The following is a 22519-nucleotide window of genomic DNA, read 5'->3' as shown; positions in this document are numbered from 1 at the left end:
CGGTCAGGTCCATGGGCGCGAATTCACGCACCACGGTCTTCACGTCACGGTGCATCTTGGGCGGCTTGCCCAACAGCACGTTCATGGGCATGTCCACGGGCAGCTTCTGGTCGTCGGCCGTAGCAGCAGGGTCGTGCAGCACCAGCTGGCGCTCTTCGGTGGCGGTGCCGATCACGGCAAACGGGCAGCGCTCGCGCTCGCAGAAAGCCTGGAACAGGGGCAGCGATTCGGGCGCAATGGCCAGCACATAGCGCTCTTGCGATTCGTTGCTCCAGATTTCTTTCGGGCTCATGCCGGACTCTTCGAGCTGCACGGCACGCAGATCAAAGCGTGCACCCCGGCCCGCGTCATTGGTCAGCTCGGGAAAGGCGTTCGAGAGGCCGCCTGCGCCCACGTCGTGGATGGCGAGGATGGGGTTGGCCGCGCCCTGCGCCCAGCAGTGGTTGATGACCTCTTGCGCGCGGCGCTCGATCTCGGGGTTGCCGCGCTGTACCGAGTCAAAGTCCAGCTCGGCCGCGTTGGTGCCGGTGGCCATGGAGCTGGCGGCGCTGCCGCCCATACCGATGCGCATGCCGGGGCCGCCCAGCTGGATCAGCAGTGAACCGGCGGGGAACTCGATCTTCTTCGTCAGCTCAGCATCGATCACGCCCACGCCGCCCGCAATCATGATGGGCTTGTGGTAGCCGCGCTGCACGCCGCCCACGTTCTGCTCGTACTCGCGGAAGTACCCGTTCAGGTTGGGGCGGCCGAATTCGTTATTGAACGCCGCGCCGCCAAGAGGCCCTTCGACCATGATTTGCAGCGGGCTGGCAATGTGCTCGGGCTTGCCCACGGTGCTGCCCCACAGCTTGCCCACGGTAAAGCCGGTCAAACCCGCCTTGGGCTTGGAGCCCCGGCCCGTGGCACCCTCGTCGCGGATCTCGCCGCCCGCACCGGTCGATGCGCCGGGGAACGGGGAGATGGCCGTGGGGTGGTTGTGCGTTTCCACCTTCATCAGCACATGCTGGGTAGCACTACTCTTTTGATAGCTATTAGCGCTTGATGGATAAGCGCTAGATGCCATTTTGGCTACAAATCGCTCCACCTCATGGCCTTCCATGACCGAGGCGTTGTCCGAATACGCGATCACGGTGTGCTGGGGCGCCAGATGGTGCGTGTTGCGGATCATGCCAAACAGGCTCTTGTCCTGCGCCACGCCGTCGATGGTGAACTCGGCGTTGAAGATTTTGTGGCGGCAGTGTTCGCTGTTGGCCTGCGCGAACATCATCAGCTCCACATCGGTGGGGTTACGCGCAAGGCCCGTGAAGGCGGTCACAAGGTAGTCGATTTCATCGTCGGCCAGCGCCAGACCAAAGCGGGTGTTGGCGGCTTCCAGGGCAGCACGTCCACCTGCCAGTACGTCCACATGCTCCATGGGCGCGGGCTGCAGTTCGGTGAACAGGGCAGCTGCGGCACTGCGGTCGGCCACCACCGATTCGGTCATGCGGTCGTGCAGCAGGGCGGCCACTTGGGCAAGCTGCTCAGCCGTCAGCTCGGGGGCTTTGCCCAGCAGACCGGATTTGAGGCTGATGCGGTATTCGGTAATGCGCTCCACCCGGCGGATGGCAATGCCACAGTTGCGCGCAATGTCGGTGGCCTTGGAGGCCCAGGGCGACAGCGTGCCCAGCCGCGGCGTGACGATGAGCACGGCGCCATCTTCAGGGCCTGCGTACGGGTCGCCGTAGGTCAGCAGCGCGGCCAGGCGCTCTTGTTCTGCCGCAGTTGGCGTCGCATCGGTGGCCACCAGGTGCACGAAACGCGCTGCAATGCCAGTGATCTTGGGGTGAATGGCCTCCAGGGCGGGTTGGAGTTGCTGGGCGCGAAAGGAGCTGAGGGCGTTGCCGCCCGCCAGCGTGGTCATGTGCAGGGTCACGGTAGCGGCCTGTTGGGGGGTGTGAGGGGTACGGTAGAGGCGCCGACCCAAAGCCCAGGCCGTTGGGCCTGAGCGGGTGGACAGCCCGGCATTTTAACGGGCGTACCACCGCCCCCGGCGGCCGCGCGGGGGCGATGGGATAATTGCGGCATGAGCATCACCATCAAAAGCGCTGAAGACATTGAGGGCATGCGCCTGGCCTGCCGCCTCGCCTCCGAAGTGCTGGACTACATCACTCCCCACATCAAGCCCGGTATCACGACGAAAGAAATCGACCGTCTGGGTGCCGAATGCATGGCCCAGCAGGGTACCATCTCGGCCACGGTGGGCTACCAGCCCCCGGGGTACCCGCCCTACCCTGCATCCCTGTGCACCTCGGTCAACCATGTGGTGTGCCACGGCATCCCCAATGACAAGCCGCTCAAGAAGGGCGACATCGTCAATGTGGACGTGACCGTGATCACCAAGGATGGCTGGTACGGCGACAACAGCCGCATGTTCCTGATCGGCGAGTGCTCGATCGCAGCCAAGCGCCTGTCGGCACTGACGTTTGAGGCCATGTGGCACGGCATCGTGCAAGTCAAGCCCGGCGCCCATCTGGGCGACATCGGCCACGCGATCCAGAAGTTTGCCGAAGGCCAGGGCTTTTCCATCGTGCGCGAGTTCTGCGGACACGGCATTGGCAAAAAATTCCATGAAGAACCCCAGGTGCTGCACTACGGTCGCCCCGGTACGCTGGAAGAACTGGTGCCCGGCATGGTGTTCACCATCGAGCCCATGATCAATGCTGGCCGCCGCGAGGTAAAGGACTTTGGCAACGACGGCTGGACCATCGTGACCAAGGACCACAGCCTGTCGGCACAGTGGGAGCACACGGTGCTGGTTACCGAGACGGGGTACGAGGTGATGACGCTGTCCGCAGGCTCGCCGCCTCTGCCAGCGTTTGTGACGGCAACCGCCACCTGAGCAAAACCGCAAGTCCTCACCCTGCCCCTGCCAGCCGCACCGGGGTGACGGCGCCACGGTTCGCACAACTCTTGCATGGCATTTTCATGGCCCCCAACTGAGCACATTCCGACCATGACTGAAATCCATGCCCTGCGGGACGCCTACCGCAGCGACAAAGCCGCACTCCTTGCCGCCATGCAGGCCACTGGGGCGTCCACACGCGGCATCCGCGTGCTGCTGCGCAAGATCTCCACCTTGGCTGGCCAGCTGCTGCAAACACTGTGGCAGCGCGCCGAACTGCCGGACAACCTGGCGCTGGTGGCGGTGGGCGGGTTTGGGCGCGATCAGCTGTTCCCCCACTCCGATGTAGATGTGCTGATACTGCTGCCCGATGGCACGGCGCCCGAAGCTGGAAGCGCGCTGCGCTCGCAGCTCGAAAGTTTTATCGGCAGCTGCTGGGACGCCGGGCTGGAGATTGGATCGAGCGTGCGCACCGTGGCTGAGTGCTTGGCCGAGAGCGCGGGCGATGTCACCGTGCAAACATCGCTGCTCGAATCCCGCCTGGTCTGCGGCAACGCCGAATTGTTTGCGGAGTTTCAGCGCCAGTACCGCAAGCAGATTAGCCCGCAGGCGTTTCTGGTGGCCAAGACGCTGGAGATGCGCCAGCGGCACAACAAGTACGAAAACACGCCCTACTCGCTAGAGCCCAACTGCAAGGAATCTCCCGGCGGGCTGCGCGACCTGCAGATGATTCTGTGGGTGTCCCAGGCGGCGGGGCTGGGCCGCAACTGGAAAGAGCTGGCGGCAAGTGGCATGGCCACCGCGTTCGAGGTGCGCCAGATCGAGCGCAATGAAGCCCTTTTATGCCTGATCCGTGCGCGCCTGCACGCAGCAGCGGGTAGGCATGAAGACCGGCTGGTGTTTGACCTACAGACCGCCGTGGCCGAATCGTTCGGCTACCGCTCGCAAGCGCCGGACGGGTCACGCCTGCCCATGCGGGCCAGCGAAAGCCTGATGCGCCGCTACTACTGGGCGGCCAAGGCGGTCTCGCAGCTCAGCCAGATCCTGCTGCTCAACATCGAGGAGCGGCTAAACCCGTCCACCCACGAGCCGCGCCCCATCAACGAGCGGTTTTTTGAAAAGGCCGGGCTCATCGAGGTGGCGAGCGACGACCTGTATGCGCGCGACCCGCACGCCATCCTCGAAACGTTTTTGCTCTACCAGACCACGGTGGGCCTCAAAGACCTATCGGCCCGCACACTGCGCGCGCTGTACAACGCGCGTGGCGTGATGGACAGCGCCTTCCGGCGCGATCCGGTCAACCGCGATGCGTTCATGCGCATTCTCATGCAGCCCGCCGGCATCACCCATGCCATGCGGCTGATGAACCAGACCTCGGTGCTGGGGCGCTATCTGTGGGTATTCCGCGGCATCGTGGGGCAGATGCAGCACGACCTGTTCCACGTGTACACGGTGGACCAGCACATCCTGATGGTGCTGCGCAATGTGCGTCGCTTCTTCATGGCCGAGCATGCCCATGAATACCCGTTCTGCTCGCAGCTGGCAGGTGGCTGGGACAAGCCATTCATCCTGTACATCGCCGCGCTTTTCCACGACATCGGAAAGGGCCGCGGCGGCGACCATTCGCAGATCGGTGCCGTGGAAGTGCGCCGCTTTTGCCGCCAGCATGGCGTGGACCGCGAAGACGCCAAACTCATCGAGTTCCTGGTCAGCGAACACCTGTGCATGAGCCGCATCGCCCAGAAGGAAGATCTGAGTGACCCGGATGTGATTGCAGCGTTTGCCCGCCGCGTGGGCAACGAGCGCTATCTCACAGCCCTGTACCTGCTAACGGTGGCCGATATCCGCGGCACCAGCCCCAAGGTGTGGAACGCCTGGAAGGGCAAGCTGCTGGAAGACCTGTACCGCGCCACGCTGCGCACGCTGGGCGGACGCGCTCCTGATGCCGCCGCAGAGATCGAGGCGCGCAAGCGCGAAGCACTGGTGCTGCTGGCCCTGAGCGCCCTGCCGTTTGAAGCGCACAAGGCCCTGTGGGCCACGCTGGATGTGAGCTATTTCATGCGCCATGAGGCAGCGGACATTGCCTGGCACACGCGCCATCTGTCGCGTCATGTGGGCGCTCCGCGCCCTGTAGTGCGAGCACGCCAGTCGTTGGCCGGTGACGGCTTGCAGGTGATGGTGTATGCGCCAGACCAGGAAGACCTGTTTGCCCGCATCTGCGGCTACTTTGACCGCGCGGGCTTCAGCATTCTGGATGCGCGGGTGCACACCGCGAACAACCGGCATGCGCTGGACACTTTTCAGATCGTGGCCGCTGACCAGGCCGGCCATTACCGCGAGCTGACCCACATGGTGGAGAGCGATCTGGTGCGCGTGATCGAAGAAGGCGGCCCCTTGCCCGAGCCCGCGCGCAAACGGGTGTCGCGCCGGGTCAAGAGCTTTCCGGTCGCCCCGCGCGTGACCCTGCGTCCAGATGAAAAAGCCCAGCGCTGGCTGCTGGCCATCTCCGCCAGCGACCGCGCGGGCCTGCTCTATCTGGTAGCCCGCGTGCTTGCACAGCACCATCTGAGCGTGCAACTGGCCAAGGTCAGCACATTGGGCGAGCGGGTGGAAGACACCTTTTTGGTGCAAGGCCCCGAGCTGCAGAACAACGCGCGCCAGATCCAGATCGAGACGGAGTTGCTGCGCGAGCTGTCAGCTTAGCCGTCTACCATTCCGAATTATGCTTCCATATTGATAGCTACTAGCGCTTATCCATCAAGCGCTGGAGGCATATTTCATTCATATTTCTAGCCAATCTTTGGGAGAAACCCAAAAGCCGTCAATCCGGCAATGGCTGCGCGCTTCAATCGTCTTCGGTGGCGCTGATGTCCGGAAACAGCACCTCGGTAAAGCCGAACTGCGTGAAGTCGCGCACCCGCATCGGGTAGAGCTTGCCGATGAGGTGATCACACTCGTGCTGAACCACGCGGGCATGGAACCCATCCACGGTGCGATCAATCGGGTCGCCGTATGGGTCAACCCCTGTGTACCGAATGCGCAACCAGCGCGGCACTTTGCCACGCAACCCGGGCACCGACAGGCAGCCCTCCCAGTCCTCTTCTTCTTGCGATCCCAGCGGCGTGATCACAGGGTTGAGCAAGACCGTGGGCGGGACCATCGGTCGGTCAGGGTAGCGTGGATTGAGCTCGCCCGACCCAAAAATCACCAGCTGCAGATCCACACCAATCTGCGGCGCCGCCAGCCCCGCCCCGTTGACCGACCGCATGGTGTCAAACATGTCCCGCACCAGCAGGTGCAACTCGTCGGTGTCAAAGGCTGTCACCGGCTGGGCCACCCGCAACAGGCGCGGGTCTCCCATCTTGAGAATGGTGTGGATGGTCATGGAGTGTTGAAAATGCAGGAGCGAGAGAGGTCAAGCGCTTGAATGGCTGAATGGACCAGCGAGCTTTTGAGCCAGCTTGCATGGCCCGAGCAGCATACAGCGCGCAAGGCCGCAACGCGGGCGCGCACGCGCCACATACAAGCGCCCCCTGCTTCTCCACGAAACGCTCACTTTTTGTGTATATAATCGTGGTCTTGTTCCTCGATAGCTCAGTCGGTAGAGCGCCGGACTGTTAATCCGTAGGTCCCTGGTTCGAGCCCAGGTCGAGGAGCCAAGAATTTGCAGGCCCTGCATGTGTAAGCGGGGCCTTTTAGTTAGACAGTAAATTACCGATCATTCCTCGATAGCTCAGTCGGTAGAGCGCCGGACTGTTAATCCGTAGGTCCCTGGTTCGAGCCCAGGTCGAGGAGCCAAACGAAAGCCCTGCACCCACCGGTGCAGGGCTTTTTTGTTGCAGGTCGTCCGGGGCCCAGCGTCACCGAGGGCATGCGGGACAATAGCGCTCTTTGACCCACCACCCGATGCCCCCGCAATTGCCCTGGCTGGAGCCCGAAGACCCACTACCCCACCCCAGCGATGCCTGGGGGCTCCACGACCCAGCGCCAGGTCTGCTCGCCGCAGGAGGAGCACTCAGCGTGTCCACCCTGTGCGCCGCCTACGCCCAAGGCACCTTCCCATGGTACGGCCCCGGCCAACCGATTTTGTGGTGGGCACCTGATCCGCGCATGGTGCTGCCGGTGTCGGAGTTTCGCCTGCACCGGTCCTTGCGCAAGACGCTACAGGCCTTTCGCAACCATGCCGATTGCGAGATCCGCGTAGACAGCGCTTTTAGAGACGTCATCACCGCCTGCGCCAACAAGGAGCGCGATGGCCAAGCAGGCACATGGATCGTGCCCGAGATGGTTGACGCCTATGAAGCGCTTCACCGGGCGGGCTATGCCCATAGCATTGAAACGTGGATCAACGGCAAGCTGGTGGGTGGTTTGTACTGCGTGGCGCTCGGTCGCGCTGTGTATGGCGAATCGATGTTTGCGCATGCCACCGATGCCTCCAAAATTGCCCTGTCGGCACTGGTGTGTCTGTGCCGTCGCCACGGCATTCAGATCATCGACTGTCAGCAGAACACGCAGCACCTCGCCTCGCTGGGCGGGCGCGAAATATCGCGCGCGCAGTTCCTGACCGAGGTAGACCGCGCCCGCAAACAGCCCGCACCACTGTGGACGTTTGAGCCCGTATACTGGAATGAGCTGCTGCCATCCACATCGCCCAAGGCATGACGCAACTCAACGACCTTCCCCTGCAGACCCTGCAGTTTTACGCGACAGCCCCCTACCCCTGCAGTTACCTGCCGGACAGGCAGGCCCGGTCGCAGGTCGCCACGCCCAGCCATCTCATCCAAAGCGACATCTATTCAGACTTGGTCGCCAAGGGGTTTCGTCGCAGCGGGATGTTCACCTACCGGCCGTACTGCGACGGCTGTCAGGCCTGCACACCCCTGCGTGTGCTGGTCAACGAGTTCAAACCTGGCCGCAGCCAAAGACGCTCGACGGTGCAACATGGCAACCTGTACGCACGGGTGCTGCGTCTGTGTTTTGTGCCTGAACACTACCAGTTGTACCTGCGCTACCAGAACGGTCGCCATGCGGGCGGCGGCATGGACCATGACAGCATCGATCAGTACACCCAGTTTTTGCTGCAAAGCCGCGTGAACTCCCGGCTGGTGGAGTTCCGCGAAATCAATGAATCAGGCGAGCCGGGTACTTTGAAGATGGTGTCCATCCTGGATGTGCTGGATGATGGCCTCTCTGCGGTCTACACCTTTTATGAACCCGAGCCCCACTGCAGTTACGGCACTTACAACGTGATGTGGCAGATTGCGCAGGCCAAATCGCTGGGTCTGCCTCACGTGTACCTGGGGTACTGGATAGAAGCCAGCCCCAAGATGAATTACAAGGCGCGTTTTCATCCCCATGAAATCCGTACCAGCGGCCAATGGCAACGCGTGAGCGCAGCGCCACCCCCGAGCGACTGAAATCGCCGCAAGGCGGGGTGGCATTTCACAAGGTAAGATGCAGCGGCTCTTGCACTACAGCCGCTCATGAAAAAAATCGACCCCAGCATCCCTGTGAAACCCAGCGTTCAAGTGCTTGAACGCATGTTTACGCTGATTGATGTTCTGGCGTCCCGCGAAGAGGCGATCTCCCTCAAGGAGATCAGCGAAAAGACGGGCCTGCACCCTTCCACCACCCACCGCATCCTGAACGATTTGACCATCGGGCGCTTTGTGGACCGCCCTGAATCCGGCAGCTACCGACTGGGAATGCGGCTGCTGGAACTGGGCAACCTCGTCAAAGCACGCCTGAGCGTGCGCGATGCAGCGCTGACACCCATGCGCAATCTGCACAAGCTGATCCAGCAGCCAGTCAACCTGAGCATGCGCCAGGGCGATGAAATTGTGTATGTTGAGCGTGCTTACAGCGAGCGCTCCGGCATGCAGGTGGTCCGCGCCATCGGCGGGCGTGCCCCGCTGCACCTTACGTCGACCGGCAAACTGTTTCTGGCGCTGGACGATCCTCAACGCGTGCGCGCGTACGCGACACGCACAGGCCTGTCCGGCCAGACCCGCAACAGCATCACCCAGCTGCCCATCCTTGAGCGGGAACTGGCCAAAGCAAGGCAATATGGCATTGCCCGCGACAACGAAGAGCTAGAACTTGGCGTGCGCTGCATGGCGGCAGGCGTGTATGACGATCAAGGCAAGCTGGTAGCGGGTCTGTCCATTTCTGCCCCCGCAGACCGGCTGGATGAAGGTTGGCTTTCCAAATTACAGGCCACGGCCAGTGAAATATCTGTTGCCCTGGGCTATGTCGCCACTACAGAAACTCCCAGCGACCTGACAACGAGTACGGCGCGAAGCTTGGTGCGCTAATCGAGAGCAAGGAAAGGGTCCCAACCTCTCCGTGACCCACATCACGAAGAGGAGCTTCATCAGCACCAATAATTGTCTATAAGCCGTTGTTGGACCGAACTGCCTGCAGCGGCGTTGCAGGCAGCAAGGGCAGTGCTGGCAAGGTCTCGACCCACTGGCGCACACGCTCGGCATCACCCAGGCGACTGAATTTACCTGCAGAGTCCAGGAAGACCATGATGATCTTGCGCCCTGCCACCTGCGTCTGCATGACCAGGCAACGTCCCGCCTCAGAAATGTAGCCCGTTTTCTGCAGACCTATTTCCCAGGACGGGTTCTTCACAAGGCCATTGGTGTTGTTGTACTGCAGCGTCTTTTGACCCACAGCGACTTCGTAGCCAGGCGACGTGGACAACTCACGCAGCAAGGGGTCTCCGTGCGCAACATTCACCAGCGTCGCTAGGTCGCGGGCGCTGGACTGGTTGCGGCTGGACAGCCCAGTGGGCTCCACGTAGCGGGTATCGGTCATGCCCAACAGGCGCGCCTTCGTGTTCATCTGCGTTACGAAAACAGCCAAACCACCAGGGTACGTACGACCCAAGGCGTGGGCCGCGCGATTCTCACTGGACATCAGCGCCAGATGCAGCATTTCGCCGCGTGTGAGCGTGGTTCCCACCGTCAGCCGTGAACGGCTGCCTTTCTCAGTGTCCACATCATCCTGGGTAATGGTGATGGGTTCATCCATCGGCAAGCTGGCCTGCGAGATGATCATGCCGGTCATCAACTTGGTGAGCGAAGCGATCGGCAACACGGCATGGTCGTTCTTACTGAGGAGCACCTCATGGGTGTCCTGATCAATCACCAAGGCCACGCTTGATTTCAGATCCAGCGGGTCCGTGATGTCATGCAGCCCGGCCATTTGCCCGAACGAGGGCCTGGAAGGAACGTAAGCAACACGGGTGGGTGCCTTCGCCATTTTGGCGGTGATGCGTACCGGCTTGGTGCTGGCGACCGACTTACGGGGAGCCACAGCACGTTTGGACTTTGCAGAGCTGACCTGCTCTTTTTTAGCTGCTGCTTTTTTTCGCTCACTCGCATGGGCAACGGGTGCGACCAGCGCCGCGCTCACGCAAAAGACGCCCAAAAGCTTGAAAAATCGACTCACTGCGGTGCGGTGGGCATGGTGCATCAAAGTGCTCCAAACGGTAAAAAGTGTTGTGCAGTGTACAGAATCAAAAAAAGTCGCGCAAGATCAATAACTTGCGCGACTTTCCCAGAAAGTGAATGAAATTATAAAATCAACACTCAGCCTTGTGCCGCCACCCGATCAGCTTTACTTTGTAACTTGTTCAGCGCACTGAGGTAGGCCTTGGCAGATGCGACGACGATGTCTGGATCTGCGCCCACGCCATTGACCACGCGGCCGCTGTTTTGCAAACGCACCGTCACCTCGCCCTGGCTCTCGGTAGAGCCGCTGATGGCGTTGACGGAATAAAGCACCATTTCCGCTCCGCTCTTCACATGCGACTCAATGGCCTTGAGCGATGCGTCGACAGGTCCATTGCCATCGGACTCGCTGCGCACCTCCTGCCCGTCAATGGTGAACACAATGCGCGCGCGGGGTTGCTCGCCGGTTTCGCTTTGTTGAAAAAGCGATACGAAACCGTATTGTTCCTTTTCACTGGTCACGCTCTCGTCGCTTACCAGCGCGAGGATGTCCTCGTCAAAGATCTCGCTCTTGCGGTCAGCCAGCTCTTTGAACCGTGTGAAGGCGGTGTTGACTTCGGTTTCGCTCTCCAGGCTCACACCCAGTTCTTGCAGACGCTGCTTGAACGCATTGCGACCGCTGAGCTTGCCCAGCACGATTTTATTTGCGCTCCAGCCCACATCTTCGGCGCGCATGATTTCATAAGTGTCACGGGCTTTCAGCACGCCGTCCTGGTGAATACCGCTGGCATGGGCAAAAGCATTGGCACCCACAACAGCCTTGTTGGGCTGCACCACAAAGCCGGTGGTCTGACTGACCATGCGACTGGCTGCCACGATGTGCTGGGTATCGATGCTCAGATCCAGATTGAAATAGTCACGGCGCGTCTTGACAGCCATCACCACCTCTTCGAGAGAGCAATTGCCTGCGCGCTCACCCAGGCCGTTGATGGTGCACTCGACCTGGCGCGCGCCGCCGATCTTGACTCCGGCGAGCGAGTTGGCCACTGCCATGCCCAGGTCGTTGTGACAGTGCACCGACCAGATGGCCTTGTCGCTGTTGGGGATGCGCTCGCGCAACGTCTTGATGAAGTTGCCATACAGCTCGGGGATGGCGTAGCCCACAGTGTCAGGCACGTTGATGGTGGTCGCTCCCTCGTCGATGACCGCCTCCAGCACGCGGCACAAAAAGTCTGGGTCGCTGCGGTAGCCGTCTTCAGGGCTGAACTCGATGTCGCCTACCAGGTTGCGCGCGAAGCGCACCGACTGCTTGGCCTGCTCCAGCACCTGGTCCGGCGTCATGCGGAGTTTCTTCTCCATGTGCAGGGCCGACGTGGCAATGAAGGTATGAATGCGGGCACTGGCCGCGCCCTTGAGGGCCTCTGCAGCGCGCGCAATATCCCGGTCATTTGCGCGGGAGAGCGAGCAGATGGTGGATTCCCGAATCGCATTGGCGATGGCCTGCACCGCTTCAAAGTCCCCATTGGAGCTGGCGGCAAAACCAGCCTCGATCACATCCACCTTCAGGCGCTCCAGCTGGCGCGCAATGCGCAGCTTTTCGTCCCGGGTCATGGATGCGCCAGGAGACTGCTCGCCGTCGCGCAAGGTGGTATCGAAAATGATCAGTTTGTCAGCCATGTCGTTTCTCCTGGGTCTAATGAAGTTGAGGGAGGGAGTGGGGTTCACCCGCAACACTGAAAATATGGCGCCCAAAACAAAAGGCCCGTTGCGGGTGCATACGGGCCTTTGTGAAAAAGTGTGCGCGTGCGCCTACTGTCTCCGCCCGTGGGGAGGTAGCAGTAGTGCCAGAGCAAACGTATTCATGCGGTGCAATGTAGCACAAGTGGCTTGAAGCCAGCACGGTCACTTGTGAAGCCCGCGCTCGTCCGGCTCATCGGTCGATGTGCTGATCACGCTGCTGTGCTGGCCTTTGGCCTTGCGCCAGGCGTATACGCCGTAGCCGCTGACACCATACAAGACGAACACGCCAAAGAGCACGATGGGTGGGTGGATGTTGATGATGGCAATGCCCAAGGCAATGAGCACGATGACCACAAAGGGCACGCTCTTTTTCATCTGCACGTCCTTGAAGCTGTAGAACGGCACATTCGTCACCATGGTGAGACCTGAATACAGTGTGAACGCAAACATGATCCAGGTGATCTGGTTCCACGTCAGCCACAGGTCCTCCCCTCGTCGCACGCCCAACTCCGTCATGAGCCAGATGAAACCGGCGACCAGCGCTGCAGCTGCAGGTGACGGCAAACCCTGGAAATAGCGCTTGTCGACCACCCCGGTATTGACGTTGAAACGCGCAAGACGCAGCGCAGCGCAGGCGCAATAGACAAAAGCCGCAATCCAGCCCCAGCGCCCCAAGCCACGGAGCGACCATTCATAAGCAATCAGGGCAGGTGCGGCGCCAAAAGACACCATGTCCGACAGCGAATCCATCTGCTCGCCAAACGCGCTCTGGGTATTGGTCATGCGCGCCACACGGCCGTCCAGGCTGTCGAGCACCATCGCGCAGAACACACCCACAGCCGCCAGATCAAAGCGGCCATTCATGGCCATCACGATGGAATAGAACCCCCCGAACAGCGCCGCCAGCGTGAACAGATTGGGCAGGATGTAGATGCCCTTGCGCCGCTTGCGCACCATGACCTCGGCGACTTCGGTGGATTCATTGTCGTCGTGCATCAAAAAGACCTCCAGCGCTTGCCTGCAAAGCGCAAGCAGCTATTAAATTTATAGTATTTGAGAACCACCCAGTGGGCCAGCAAGCCGTCGCTCGCATCCAAGGCGAAGGCCGCAGTGTAGCGCTTGCAAACAACTCGCCACGCCAATGAAAAAGGCCACCGAAGTGGCCTTTGAGTGGCTCAGGAACCAAGCATCAGTTGCGGGTCTGGTCGACCAGCTTGTTCTTGGCAATCCAAGGCATCATGGCGCGCAGTTGACTGCCCACCACTTCGATGCTGTGGTCGGCCGTATTGCGGCGGCGGGCCGTCATCGATGGGTAGTTCAGGCGGCCTTCCTGGATGAACATCTTGGCGTATTCGCCGTTCTGGATGCGCTTCAAGGCATTGCGCATGGCGGCGCGCGATTGCTCGTTGATGACCTCAGGACCGGTCACGTACTCGCCGTATTCGGCGTTGTTCGAGATCGAGTAGTTCATGTTGGCGATGCCGCCTTCGTAGATCAGGTCCACGATGAGCTTGAGCTCGTGCAGGCATTCGAAGTAGGCCATTTCAGGGGCGTAGCCCGCTTCCACCAGGGTTTCGTATCCCATCTTGATCAGCTCGACAGCACCGCCGCACAGCACGGCCTGTTCGCCGAACAGGTCAGTCTCGGTTTCTTCCTTGAAGTTGGTCTCAATGATGCCTGCCTTGCCGCCGCCGTTGGCTGCAGCGTAGCTCAGGGCCAGGTCACGGGCCTTGCCGGACTTGTCTTGGTGCACGGCCACCAGATGGGGCACGCCGCCGCCTTGGGTGTAGGTGTTACGCACGGTGTGGCCAGGGGCCTTGGGGGCCACCATCCACACATCGAGGTCAGCGCGGGGCACGACCTGGTTGTAGTGCACATTGAAGCCGTGGGCAAAAGCCAGCGAAGCGCCTTGCTTGATGTTGGGTTCAACGTTGTTCTTGTAAACGGCTGCAATGTCTTCATCGGGCAGCAGGATCATGACCACGTCTGCAGCCTTGACCGCGTCGTTCACTTCCAGAACGTTCAGGCCGGCCTTGCCAACCTTGTCCCACGATGCACCACCCTTGCGCAGGCCAACCACCACCTTCACGCCACTGTCGTTCAGGTTCTGTGCGTGGGCATGGCCCTGTGAGCCGTAGCCGATGATGGCCACGGTCTTACCCTTGATCAGGCTCAGGTCGGTGTCTTTGTCGTAGAAAACTTTCATGGGTAGCTCCGGTTGAAATACGTTGTTGGGGTTTGAAAAATAAACAGTCGATTGTCTTATATCGCATTGGGATTCGGCCAGATGGCTAGGCGGGGAGCCGCAGACAGTGCTGTAGCACGGCAAGGCTCCCCAACGACGCTAGCCGGTCGAAGGCCAATCCGTCACACGCGCAGAATGCGCTCGCCGCGGCCGATGCCGCTGGCACCAGTGCGGACAGTTTCGAGAATGGCCGTGCGATCAATGGCCTGCAGGAACGCGTCGTTTTTCGACTGGTCGCCGGTCAGCTCGATGGTGTAGCTCTTGTCGGTCACGTCGATGATGCGGCCACGGAAGATGTCGGCCATGCGCTTCATTTCCTCGCGCTCCTTGCCCACCGCGCGCACCTTCACCATCATGAGCTCGCGCTCGGTGTAGGCGCCCTCGGTAAGGTCCACCACCTTCACGACCTCGATGAGGCGGTTCAGGTGCTTGGTGATCTGCTCGATCACGTCCTCGGAGCCCGTGGTCTGGATCGTCATGCGCGACAGCGATGGATCCTCGGTGGGCGCTACAGTGAGCGATTCAATGTTGTAACCACGGGCAGAAAACAGGCCCACGACACGCGAGAGCGCACCGGGTTCGTTTTCCAGCAAGACAGCAATGATGTGTTTCATAGGTGCAGATTCCTCTTTTCGCTGCCCTCCCCCGTGCACGGTAATGCACGGGCTTGGCAGGCAATAGATTCGTCAAAAAATGATTGCTATCTATTTGATAGCTATTAGCGCTTATTGAATAAGCGTTGGAGGCCGATTTTGCTTAAAGATCTTCCGACCCCAGCAACATTTCGGTAATGCCCTTGCCGGCCTGCACCATCGGGAACACGTTCTCGGTGGGATCGGTGCGGAAGTCCATGAACACCGTGCGGTCCTTGAGTTTGCGGGCTTCGCGCAGCGCAGGCTCCACATCCTTGGGGTGCTCGATCAGCATGCCCACGTGGCCGTAGGCTTCTGCCAGCTTCACGAAATTGGGCAGCGCATCCATGTAGCTGTGGCTGTAGCGTCCAGAGTACTCGATCTCCTGCCACTGGCGCACCATGCCGAGGTATCGGTTGTTCAACGAGCAGATTTTGATCGGCGTGTTGTACTGCAGGCAGGTGGACAGCTCTTGAATGTTCATCTGCACCGAGCCTTCGCCGGTGATGCAGAACACTTCCGAGTCCGGCTTGGCCAGCTTGATACCCATGGCGTAGGGAATGCCCACACCCATGGTGCCTAGGCCACCGGAATTGATCCAACGGCGTGGCTCGTCAAAGCGGTAGTACTGCGCGGCCCACATCTGGTGCTGACCCACGTCGGACGTAATATAGGTGTCCGCGTCCTTGGTCATGTTCCACAGTGTCTCCACCACGTACTGCGGCTTGATCACGTCGCTGCTGCCCATGCTGTACTTCAGGCAATCACGCTTGCGCCAGCCTTCGATGGTGTCCCACCAGGCCGCCAGTGCGCCTGCGTCGGGGCGTGTGCTGCTTTCGCGGATCATGGAGATCAGCTCGGTGATCACATCCTTCACATCGCCGACGATCGGAATATCGACCTTCACGCGCTTGGAGATGGAGGACGGGTCGATGTCTACGTGGATGATCTTGCGGTCGTTCTGCGCGAAATGCTTGGGGTTACCGATCACGCGGTCGTCAAAGCGTGCGCCCACAGCCAGCAGCACGTCGCAGTTTTGCATCGCGTTGTTGGCTTCGATGGTGCCGTGCATGCCCAGCATGCCCAGGAACTTACGGTCGGACGCGGGGTAAGCGCCCAAGCCCATCAGCGTGTTGGTGACGGGGTAGCCCAGCATATCCACCAACGTACGAAGTTCATTGGTGGCGTTGCCCAGGAGAACGCCTCCGCCCGTGTAAATGTAGGGGCGCTTGGCAGTCAGCAGCAGTTGCAGCGCCTTGCGAATCTGGCCACCATGGCCCTTGCGCACGGGGTTGTAAGAACGCATTTCCACGCTCTGTGGATAGCCGGTGTAGGGCACCTTCTTGAACGAAACGTCCTTGGGCACATCCACTACCACAGGCCCGGGGCGGCCAGTGCGAGCAATATGGAAGGCCTTCTTCATTGTCATGGCCAGGTCGCGCGGGTCCTTGACGAGGAAGTTGTGCTTGACGATGGGGCGGGTGATACCGACGGTGTCGCATTCCTGGAAGGCATCCAGCCCGATAGCGTGCGTGGGCACCTGGCCGGAGATGATCACCATCGGAATGCTGTCCATGTACGCGGTCGCGATACCAGTAACAGCGTTGGTGAGGCCAGGACCAGACGTGACGAGAGCGACGCCGACTTCACCAGTGGCACGGGCATAGCCATCAGCAGCATGCACAGCCGCCTGTTCGTGGCGTACCAGCACGTGCTGAATGGTGTCCTGCTTGTACAGCGCGTCGTAGATGTACAAAACGGCGCCGCCAGGGTAACCCCAGATGTACTGAACGTTTTCAGCCTGGAGCGACTTGATGAGGATCTCGGACCCCATAAGATCCTGAGCATTAGAAGCGGGGGAAGTGTTGTTGCCCTGCGCAGCAGCGGCAGCCGAACTGAGTTCAGCTTTGGAGATTTCCATGATCAATCAACCTTTGTGAATTTCTCTGACGAAAAACCTTGGGTGCTCCTCGCACGCGCTCTTGTGAAGCCAGCTTGGAACTTGAGGCCAAGGACATGAGCGGGATGATTGCCCGCCGGACCGTGACCCGTTTGCCTTTTGAATTGCAGCGGAGATTATCGCACTGCAACACAACCAAAACCAACGAACGCCAAAAAATTCATGGCCAGATGCGATAATCCGCGGCTCTAGCGCGCCAGATAGCGACATCTTTGATGCCTCTCGGCGCCGACCCTTCCCGGACTGACCCGTCTTGGCAACCGAACAAGAACTCTCCGACTTCCTCAAAAGTGTAGAAAAGCGCGCATTCAAGCGCTCGGTCTATCACGTTCGCAACGAGGAAGCAGCGCTCGACATTGTTCAAGACAGCATGCTCAAGCTGGCAGAGCACTACGGTGACAAGCCAGCCAACGAGCTACCCATGCTGTACCAGCGCATCCTGTCCAACTGTACGCTGGACTGGTTTCGCCGCCAAAAAACCCGCAATGCACTGTTTTCGAGCATGAGCGACTTTGAAGGACCCGGCGAAGATGGCATGGATTTTGATCTGCTGGAAGCCTACTCGGGGCCAGAGAACGGGGAACGAGCAGAAAGCGCCGAGGACCTGACCCGCCGGGCGCAGATCTTTCACGGGATCGAAGCCGAGATCGCCGAGTTACCCCCACGTCAACGGGAAGCGTTCCTCATGCGTTACTGGGAAGAAATGGATGTAGCAGAAACGGCAGCCGCCATGGGCTGCTCCGAGGGCAGCGTCAAAACCCACTGTTTTCGCGCCATACAAACCCTCAGCAAGGCACTGAAGGCCAAAGGAATCGAGCCATGAACACTGTACAGACCCCATCAGCACAAGCAGAAGCCGCAGCAGAGCGCTTTGCGCTGCGCGTCGCAACGCGGTTGTCAGGCGGTGCAGACGACTTGCCTTATGACATCTCGGAGCGGCTTCGCGCGTCGCGCATGCAGGCCCTGGCCAAGCGCAAAAAGGTGACTGTACCCGCGCGCATCGCGGCTCCGGTCATCGTCAACGGCGGTGGCAGCGCCACCCTGGGGCGTGGTGGTGAAGGCGGCGGCTGGTGGAGCACCCTCGTTTCCGCAGTTCCGCTGATGGCTCTGGTGGTGGGTTTGGTGGTGATCAATATCGCGCAGGACGAGGACAGCGCCAACGATCTGGCGGAGGTCGACGCCGCCTTGCTGACGGATGATCTGCCGCCAGCCGCCTATGCAGACCCAGGTTTCGTACAATTTCTAAAGACTTCCGCACAGTCGAACTGACCAGACTGAACCCGGACTGCATGCACCCACGCCCTTCCCACACCCCCCTCGCCCTGCCAGCCTTCGTGCTGGCCTTGGCGCTTCTGGGCGCGCTTGCGGTGGTGGGCGGACAGGTATGGATGCAGATGCGCATGGCCCCGGGCACTTTGTTGCCAATAGGCGCAGAGGCCGCCATCGCTGCGCCCAACAACGTGCGGCCTGTGGTCTCAAACGGCTCGACATTCGTGCCCATGATCCAGTCTGGACCCGGCTGGGAAACGCTGACGACCCCGCAGAAACTGGCCCTGTACCCGCTGGCGGAACGCTGGGCACTGATCAGCGAGGCGCAAAAGCGCCGCTGGCTCTCTCTGGCCACTAACTTTTCTGCACTGCCGCCCGAAGAGCGGGACAAGTTTCATGACCGGATGACGGACTGGGCCAGCCTGAGCGGGCAGCAACGCAACCAGGCTCGGCTGAACTACGCGGTGACCAATAAGTTAGCGCGCGACGATAAACGCGCTCAGTGGGAGGCCTACCAGGCACTGTCTGACGAAGAAAAACAGGCCTTGGCAGCCAAGGCAGCCCCAAAACCCAAGGGTGCAGCGACCGCACTGCGCCCCGTGTCACCCAAGAAGCTGGCGCAGGTTCCAGCGGCGACGCAGGCCAATCCGAACCGTCCGAACGCCCCCAAGATTCCACCGGTCATTGACCAATCGCCTCGGGTGGCCGCACCGGTAACGCCCGCTGCCACTTCCAATGCAGGATCACCTCCTGCGCACAGCGAATCCACGGTGGTGGAGACTGCGCCTGTCTCCGTTCCAGTGGCGGTGCCGTCCGCGCTGCCTCCGCTGGCTGCCAGTTCGTCCGACACTGCGCCATCGGCGAGCACCTTACCCGTGACGCCGGACACATCAGGCCTGTATCCTCAGTAGTTTTTCAGCCTGACACCGCCCTGCGCGGTTTTTTACGGAATGCCCGCCTCTCCTCCCGCCCGCACGCCGCAAGTCGACAGCACTTCTGACGCATCACCCCATGCCCTGGGCACCACAACACCCAACCTGTGGCGGCGCATGGCATGCTGGCTGTATGAAGGCATGTTGATGTTCGGCGTGGTCTTCATCGCCGGATACCTCTTTGGCACCCTCAGCCAGACTCGCAATGCCATGGACAACCGCCATGCACTTCAGGCCTTCTTGTTTGTGGTGTTCGGCATTTACTTCACCTGGTTCTGGGCCAAGGGGCAAACCCTGGCACAAAAAACCTGGCACATCCGTGTGGTGGACAAAGCCGGCCAACCTATTACACAGGCGCGCGCGCTGCTGCGGTATGTACTCAGCTGGGTCTGGTTCATCCCCCCGCTCGCCGCCTATTCGTTTGGTGTGGGTGCCGTAGAAGTGCTGGTGCTGACGTTTGGCTGGGTAGCGATCTGGGCCATCTTTAGCCGGTTTCATCCCGAACGGCAGTTCTGGCACGACGCACTGGCGGGCACCCGCCTGGTGCATTTTGAGCTTCCAAAAAAATAGGCCCGGTCCGCGCGCAGCGCCACAGCCACGCGCGTGCAAGACGACGAATCCATGTCCCCATCGCCCACCGAACCCACACCGCCCGTCAACCCTCAAAAGGCCCGTTCTGGACTGAACCGCGTCTGGCATGCGGCGGGGTATTCGATAGAGGGCCTGCGCGCAGGCTGGAACGAGAAAGCTTTTCGCCAGGAGGCTATTGCCGCCATGGTGCTGCTGCCAGCGTCGCTGTGGCTGGGGCAAAGCTGGGTAGAGGTGGTCCTGCTGGCGGGCACGGTGGTCATCGTGATGATTGTGGAACTGCTCAACACCGGCATCGAAACCGCCATTGACCGCATAGGCCCTGAGTGGCATGACCTGTCCAAGCGCGCCAAGGACATGGGCAGCGCTGCCGTGCTGCTGGCGCTGCTGTTGTGCATGGGTACCTGGGCCGCGGCAATTTTTCAGAGGATTTTCCATGGCTGAACCGGCTTTTTCTGTATGTGTGTACTGCGGTTCCCGCCCCGGTGAGGACGCCGCCTTCGCCCAGGCCGCCAAAGCTGTGGGCCAATGGATTGGATCCCACGGGGGCCAACTGGTGTACGGCGGCGGCCGCAGCGGCCTGATGGGCACGGTGGCTGAGGCCACACGCCTTGCAGGTGGACGCGTGGTGGGCGTGATTCCCCAGGCCCTGGTCGACAAGGAACTGGCCAACCGCCAATGCGACGAGTTGCACATCGTGCAGACCATGCACGAGCGCAAGGCCATGATGGCTGAACGCAGCGACGCATTTTTGGCCTTGCCCGGAGGCATTGGCACGTTCGAGGAATTGTTTGAAGTGTGGACGTGGCGCCAGCTGGGTTACCACGACAAGCCCCTGGGCCTGCTCAACGTGGCCGGCTACTACGACGGCCTTTTGGGCTTTCTGCAGACCAGCGTGGCCAGCGGCTTCATGGGCGAATGGCAGATGGGCCTGCTGCACGCATCCACCGACGCCGAGGCCTTGCTGCGCACGCTGGTGCAAGACTCCGGCCCCGACCAAGCGCCCGTCCCGCTGCGCTCGGTGATCTGACAGCCGTCAAAAACTGGCGCAGCGCAAGGCCAGCGCCACCGTGGAACTGGCTTTGCCAGGCCACCGGTGGCGTCCCCCTCTCCGGGGGAAGGCGCGAAGCGACTCAGGGGGAGCTTACACCGCTGCGTCGTCCAAATCCCCCGTGCGAATGCGCACCGTACGCTCCACCGCAGTCACAAAAATCTTTCCGTCACCAATTTTGCCGGTGCGCGCCACGTTCACGATGGCGTCAACGCAGCGGTCCACGTCTTCGGTTCGCACGACCACCTCGACCTTCACCTTGGGCAAAAAATCCACCACGTACTCGGCGCCACGGTACAACTCGGTGTGGCCCTTCTGACGGCCAAAACCCTTCACCTCGGTCACGGTGAGGCCGGTCACGCCACATTCGGCCAGGGCTTCGCGGACTTCTTCGAGCTTGAAAGGCTTGATGACGGCAGTGATCATTTTCATGGCGGGTCTCCTGGAGGATGTAAAAAACGGGTATTGAGGACGATGCGCCGAAGCGTTACGCCCTGAATTTGCTGGTGATAGGGTAACGCCAGTCCTTGCCAAAGCTTCGGCGCGTGACACGAATCCCTACCGGTGCCTGGCGGCGCTTGTATTCATTGAGCTTGATCAGGCGCGTCACGCGCTCCACGTCGGCGCGCGCAAAACCGCTGGCAATGATGGACTCGATGGGCTCGTCGTTCTCCATGTAGCGCGCCACGATGGCGTCCAGCACCTCGTAGGGCGGCAGGCTGTCCTGGTCTTTCTGGTCAGGCCGCAGCTCGGCGCTGGGGGGGCGCGTGATGATGCGCTCTGGAATCGGACTGGCGCCCGTGCCATACGGATCGTTGGCGTTGCGCCAGCGGGCCAGGTCGAACACGCGGGTCTTGGCCACGTCCTTGATCACGGCGAAGCCCCCTGCCATATCACCGTACAGCGTGCAGTAGCCCGTGGACATCTCGCTCTTGTTGCCCGTGGTAAGCACGATGGAGCCGAACTTGTTGGACAGCGCCATCAGCAGCGTGCCCCGGATGCGCGCCTGCAGGTTCTCTTCGGTCGTGTCTTCGGCCAGCCCTGCAAAATCGCTGGCCAGTGCGGCCTTGAAGGCCTCGAACTGCGGCTTGATGGAGATCTCGTCGTAGCGCACGCCCAGGCGCTCGGCCATGTCGCGGGCGTCGATCCAGCTGATGTCAGCCGTGTAGGGCGACGGCATCATCACCGTGCGCACCTTGTCGGCCCCCAGTGCATCCACGGCAATCGCCAGCACAAGGGCCGAATCGATGCCGCCCGACAGCCCGAGCAGCGCGCCCGGAAAGCCATTCTTGCCCACATAGTCGCGCACGCCCAGCACCAAGGCATCCCACAGGTCGGCCTCCAGGCTTTTCTCTGGGGCTACGTCTGCTTCAATTTTGATAGCGGATTGCGCTTGGTGGACCTGCGCAAAAACCAGTTTTTCTTCAAAACCCGGCCCCCGGCAGGCCACCGAGCCATCGGTATTGAGCGCGAACGAGCGGCCTTCAAACACCACCTCGTCCTGCCCGCCGACCAGGTGCGCGTACACCAGCGGCAAACCCGTCTCGGCCACCCGCTCGCGCATGGTGGCTTCGCGCTCGGCGCTCTTGCCCAGGTGGAAAGGCGATGCATTGATCACCGCCAGCATTTGTGCCCCCGCCGCTGCGGCATCGCGTGCAGGGGTGGCAAACCACGCGTCTTCGCACACCAGCACCCCCACGCGCACGCCTTCCACCTCGAAGATGCAAGGCTTGTCGCCCGCCACAAAGTAGCGGCGCTCGT

The 22519-nt window shown here is 61.1% G+C and carries 21 protein-coding genes and 2 tRNA genes; 13 read left to right on the top strand and 10 right to left on the bottom strand.

Annotated elements, in window-relative coordinates:
* Positions 1-1912 (bottom strand): phosphoribosylformylglycinamidine synthase (gene purL / locus ACK4OE_RS20330; RefSeq protein ID WP_409887487.1); only part of this gene is annotated, 1912 nt, incomplete at its 3' end.
* A 150-nt stretch (positions 1913-2062) separates the two neighbouring features.
* Between purL and map the strand changes: the two genes are divergently transcribed.
* Both map and ACK4OE_RS20320 read left to right on the top strand, forming a co-directional pair.
* Positions 2063-2878, top strand: a complete 816-nt coding sequence (gene map / locus ACK4OE_RS20325) for a type I methionyl aminopeptidase (RefSeq protein ID WP_409887485.1) — start codon at positions 2063-2065, stop codon at positions 2876-2878.
* Between the two features lie 114 nt (positions 2879-2992).
* The gene (locus ACK4OE_RS20320; RefSeq protein WP_409887483.1) at positions 2993-5584 is read left to right on the top strand and encodes a [protein-PII] uridylyltransferase; all 2592 of its coding nucleotides are present in this window, start codon (positions 2993-2995) and stop codon (positions 5582-5584) included.
* A gap of 142 nt (positions 5585-5726) precedes the next feature.
* On the opposite strand, the gene def is transcribed toward ACK4OE_RS20320, so the two are convergent.
* Entirely contained in the window at positions 5727-6266 is a 540-nt protein-coding gene (def, locus tag ACK4OE_RS20315; protein WP_409887481.1) for a peptide deformylase, read from the bottom strand.
* Positions 6267-6464: 198 nt separating this feature from the next.
* Between def and ACK4OE_RS20310 the strand changes: the two genes are divergently transcribed.
* From ACK4OE_RS20310 to ACK4OE_RS20290, 5 genes are all read left to right on the top strand, one after another.
* Positions 6465-6540: transfer RNA gene (locus ACK4OE_RS20310), tRNA-Asn, on the top strand.
* A gap of 63 nt (positions 6541-6603) precedes the next feature.
* Positions 6604-6679, top strand: a tRNA-Asn gene (locus tag ACK4OE_RS20305).
* Positions 6680-6787: 108 nt separating this feature from the next.
* Positions 6788-7543 (top strand): leucyl/phenylalanyl-tRNA--protein transferase, encoded by a 756-nt coding sequence (aat, locus tag ACK4OE_RS20300; RefSeq protein WP_409887479.1) that lies wholly within the window; start codon positions 6788-6790, stop codon positions 7541-7543.
* On the top strand, positions 7540-8298 hold the full coding sequence (locus tag ACK4OE_RS20295) for an arginyltransferase (RefSeq protein WP_409887477.1): 759 nt from the start codon (positions 7540-7542) through the stop codon (positions 8296-8298). The genes aat and ACK4OE_RS20295 overlap by 4 nt, the downstream gene beginning before the upstream one ends.
* 66 nt (positions 8299-8364) lie before the next feature.
* Positions 8365-9195, top strand: a complete 831-nt coding sequence (locus ACK4OE_RS20290) for an IclR family transcriptional regulator (protein ID WP_409887475.1) — start codon at positions 8365-8367, stop codon at positions 9193-9195.
* A gap of 76 nt (positions 9196-9271) precedes the next feature.
* Here ACK4OE_RS20290 and pbpG read toward each other — a convergent pair whose 3' ends face one another.
* From pbpG to ACK4OE_RS20260, 6 genes are all read right to left on the bottom strand, one after another.
* Positions 9272-10363 carry a D-alanyl-D-alanine endopeptidase gene (pbpG, locus tag ACK4OE_RS20285; protein WP_409887473.1) on the bottom strand — a complete coding sequence of 364 codons (1092 nt, stop codon included), beginning with the start codon at positions 10361-10363 and terminating at the stop codon, positions 9272-9274.
* A gap of 116 nt (positions 10364-10479) precedes the next feature.
* Entirely contained in the window at positions 10480-12018 is a 1539-nt protein-coding gene (locus ACK4OE_RS20280) for a 2-isopropylmalate synthase (protein ID WP_409887472.1), read from the bottom strand.
* A gap of 225 nt (positions 12019-12243) precedes the next feature.
* Positions 12244-13077 carry a CDP-diacylglycerol--serine O-phosphatidyltransferase gene (gene pssA, locus ACK4OE_RS20275; RefSeq protein WP_409887470.1) on the bottom strand — a complete coding sequence of 278 codons (834 nt, stop codon included), beginning with the start codon at positions 13075-13077 and terminating at the stop codon, positions 12244-12246.
* A 193-nt stretch (positions 13078-13270) separates the two neighbouring features.
* Entirely contained in the window at positions 13271-14287 is a 1017-nt protein-coding gene (ilvC, locus tag ACK4OE_RS20270; RefSeq protein WP_409887468.1) for a ketol-acid reductoisomerase, read from the bottom strand.
* A 161-nt stretch (positions 14288-14448) separates the two neighbouring features.
* On the bottom strand, positions 14449-14940 hold the full coding sequence (gene ilvN / locus ACK4OE_RS20265) for an acetolactate synthase small subunit (protein WP_409887466.1): 492 nt from the start codon (positions 14938-14940) through the stop codon (positions 14449-14451).
* A gap of 142 nt (positions 14941-15082) precedes the next feature.
* Positions 15083-16879: an acetolactate synthase 3 catalytic subunit gene (locus ACK4OE_RS20260; RefSeq protein WP_409887463.1), complete on the bottom strand. Its 1797-nt coding sequence runs from the start codon at positions 16877-16879 to the stop codon at positions 15083-15085.
* 292 nt (positions 16880-17171) lie between these two features.
* Between ACK4OE_RS20260 and ACK4OE_RS20255 the strand changes: the two genes are divergently transcribed.
* The 6 genes from ACK4OE_RS20255 to ACK4OE_RS20230 are packed head-to-tail and all read left to right on the top strand — an operon-like array spanning position 17172 to position 20737.
* The gene (locus tag ACK4OE_RS20255; protein WP_008905351.1) at positions 17172-17741 is read left to right on the top strand and encodes an RNA polymerase sigma factor; all 570 of its coding nucleotides are present in this window, start codon (positions 17172-17174) and stop codon (positions 17739-17741) included.
* Entirely contained in the window at positions 17738-18187 is a 450-nt protein-coding gene (locus ACK4OE_RS20250; protein ID WP_409887461.1) for a DUF3619 family protein, read from the top strand. The genes ACK4OE_RS20255 and ACK4OE_RS20250 overlap by 4 nt, the downstream gene beginning before the upstream one ends.
* A gap of 20 nt (positions 18188-18207) precedes the next feature.
* Complete coding sequence (locus ACK4OE_RS20245; protein WP_409887459.1) at positions 18208-19098, top strand: DUF3106 domain-containing protein; 891 nt, start codon at positions 18208-18210, stop codon at positions 19096-19098.
* Positions 19099-19137: 39 nt separating this feature from the next.
* On the top strand, positions 19138-19689 hold the full coding sequence (locus ACK4OE_RS20240) for an RDD family protein (protein WP_409887457.1): 552 nt from the start codon (positions 19138-19140) through the stop codon (positions 19687-19689).
* Positions 19690-19740: 51 nt separating this feature from the next.
* Entirely contained in the window at positions 19741-20151 is a 411-nt protein-coding gene (locus ACK4OE_RS20235; RefSeq protein WP_409887455.1) for a diacylglycerol kinase, read from the top strand.
* Positions 20144-20737 carry a TIGR00730 family Rossman fold protein gene (locus tag ACK4OE_RS20230; protein WP_409887453.1) on the top strand — a complete coding sequence of 198 codons (594 nt, stop codon included), beginning with the start codon at positions 20144-20146 and terminating at the stop codon, positions 20735-20737. Before ACK4OE_RS20235 ends, ACK4OE_RS20230 begins: the two co-directional genes overlap by 8 nt.
* A gap of 114 nt (positions 20738-20851) precedes the next feature.
* On the opposite strand, the gene ACK4OE_RS20225 is transcribed toward ACK4OE_RS20230, so the two are convergent.
* Positions 20852-21190: a P-II family nitrogen regulator gene (locus ACK4OE_RS20225; RefSeq protein WP_409887451.1), complete on the bottom strand. Its 339-nt coding sequence runs from the start codon at positions 21188-21190 to the stop codon at positions 20852-20854.
* Positions 21191-21245: 55 nt separating this feature from the next.
* Positions 21246-22519, bottom strand: a 1274-nt coding sequence (locus ACK4OE_RS20220) for an NAD+ synthase (RefSeq protein ID WP_409887449.1), incomplete at its 5' end; no start/stop codon positions are given.

Origin of the sequence: Acidovorax sp. (assembly GCF_046314175.1) — a bacterium.
Taxonomy (GTDB): domain Bacteria; phylum Pseudomonadota; class Gammaproteobacteria; order Burkholderiales; family Burkholderiaceae_C; genus Acidovorax.
Note: the sequence above shows the minus strand (reverse complement) of the source record. Positions and strands in the feature narration are given on the sequence as shown.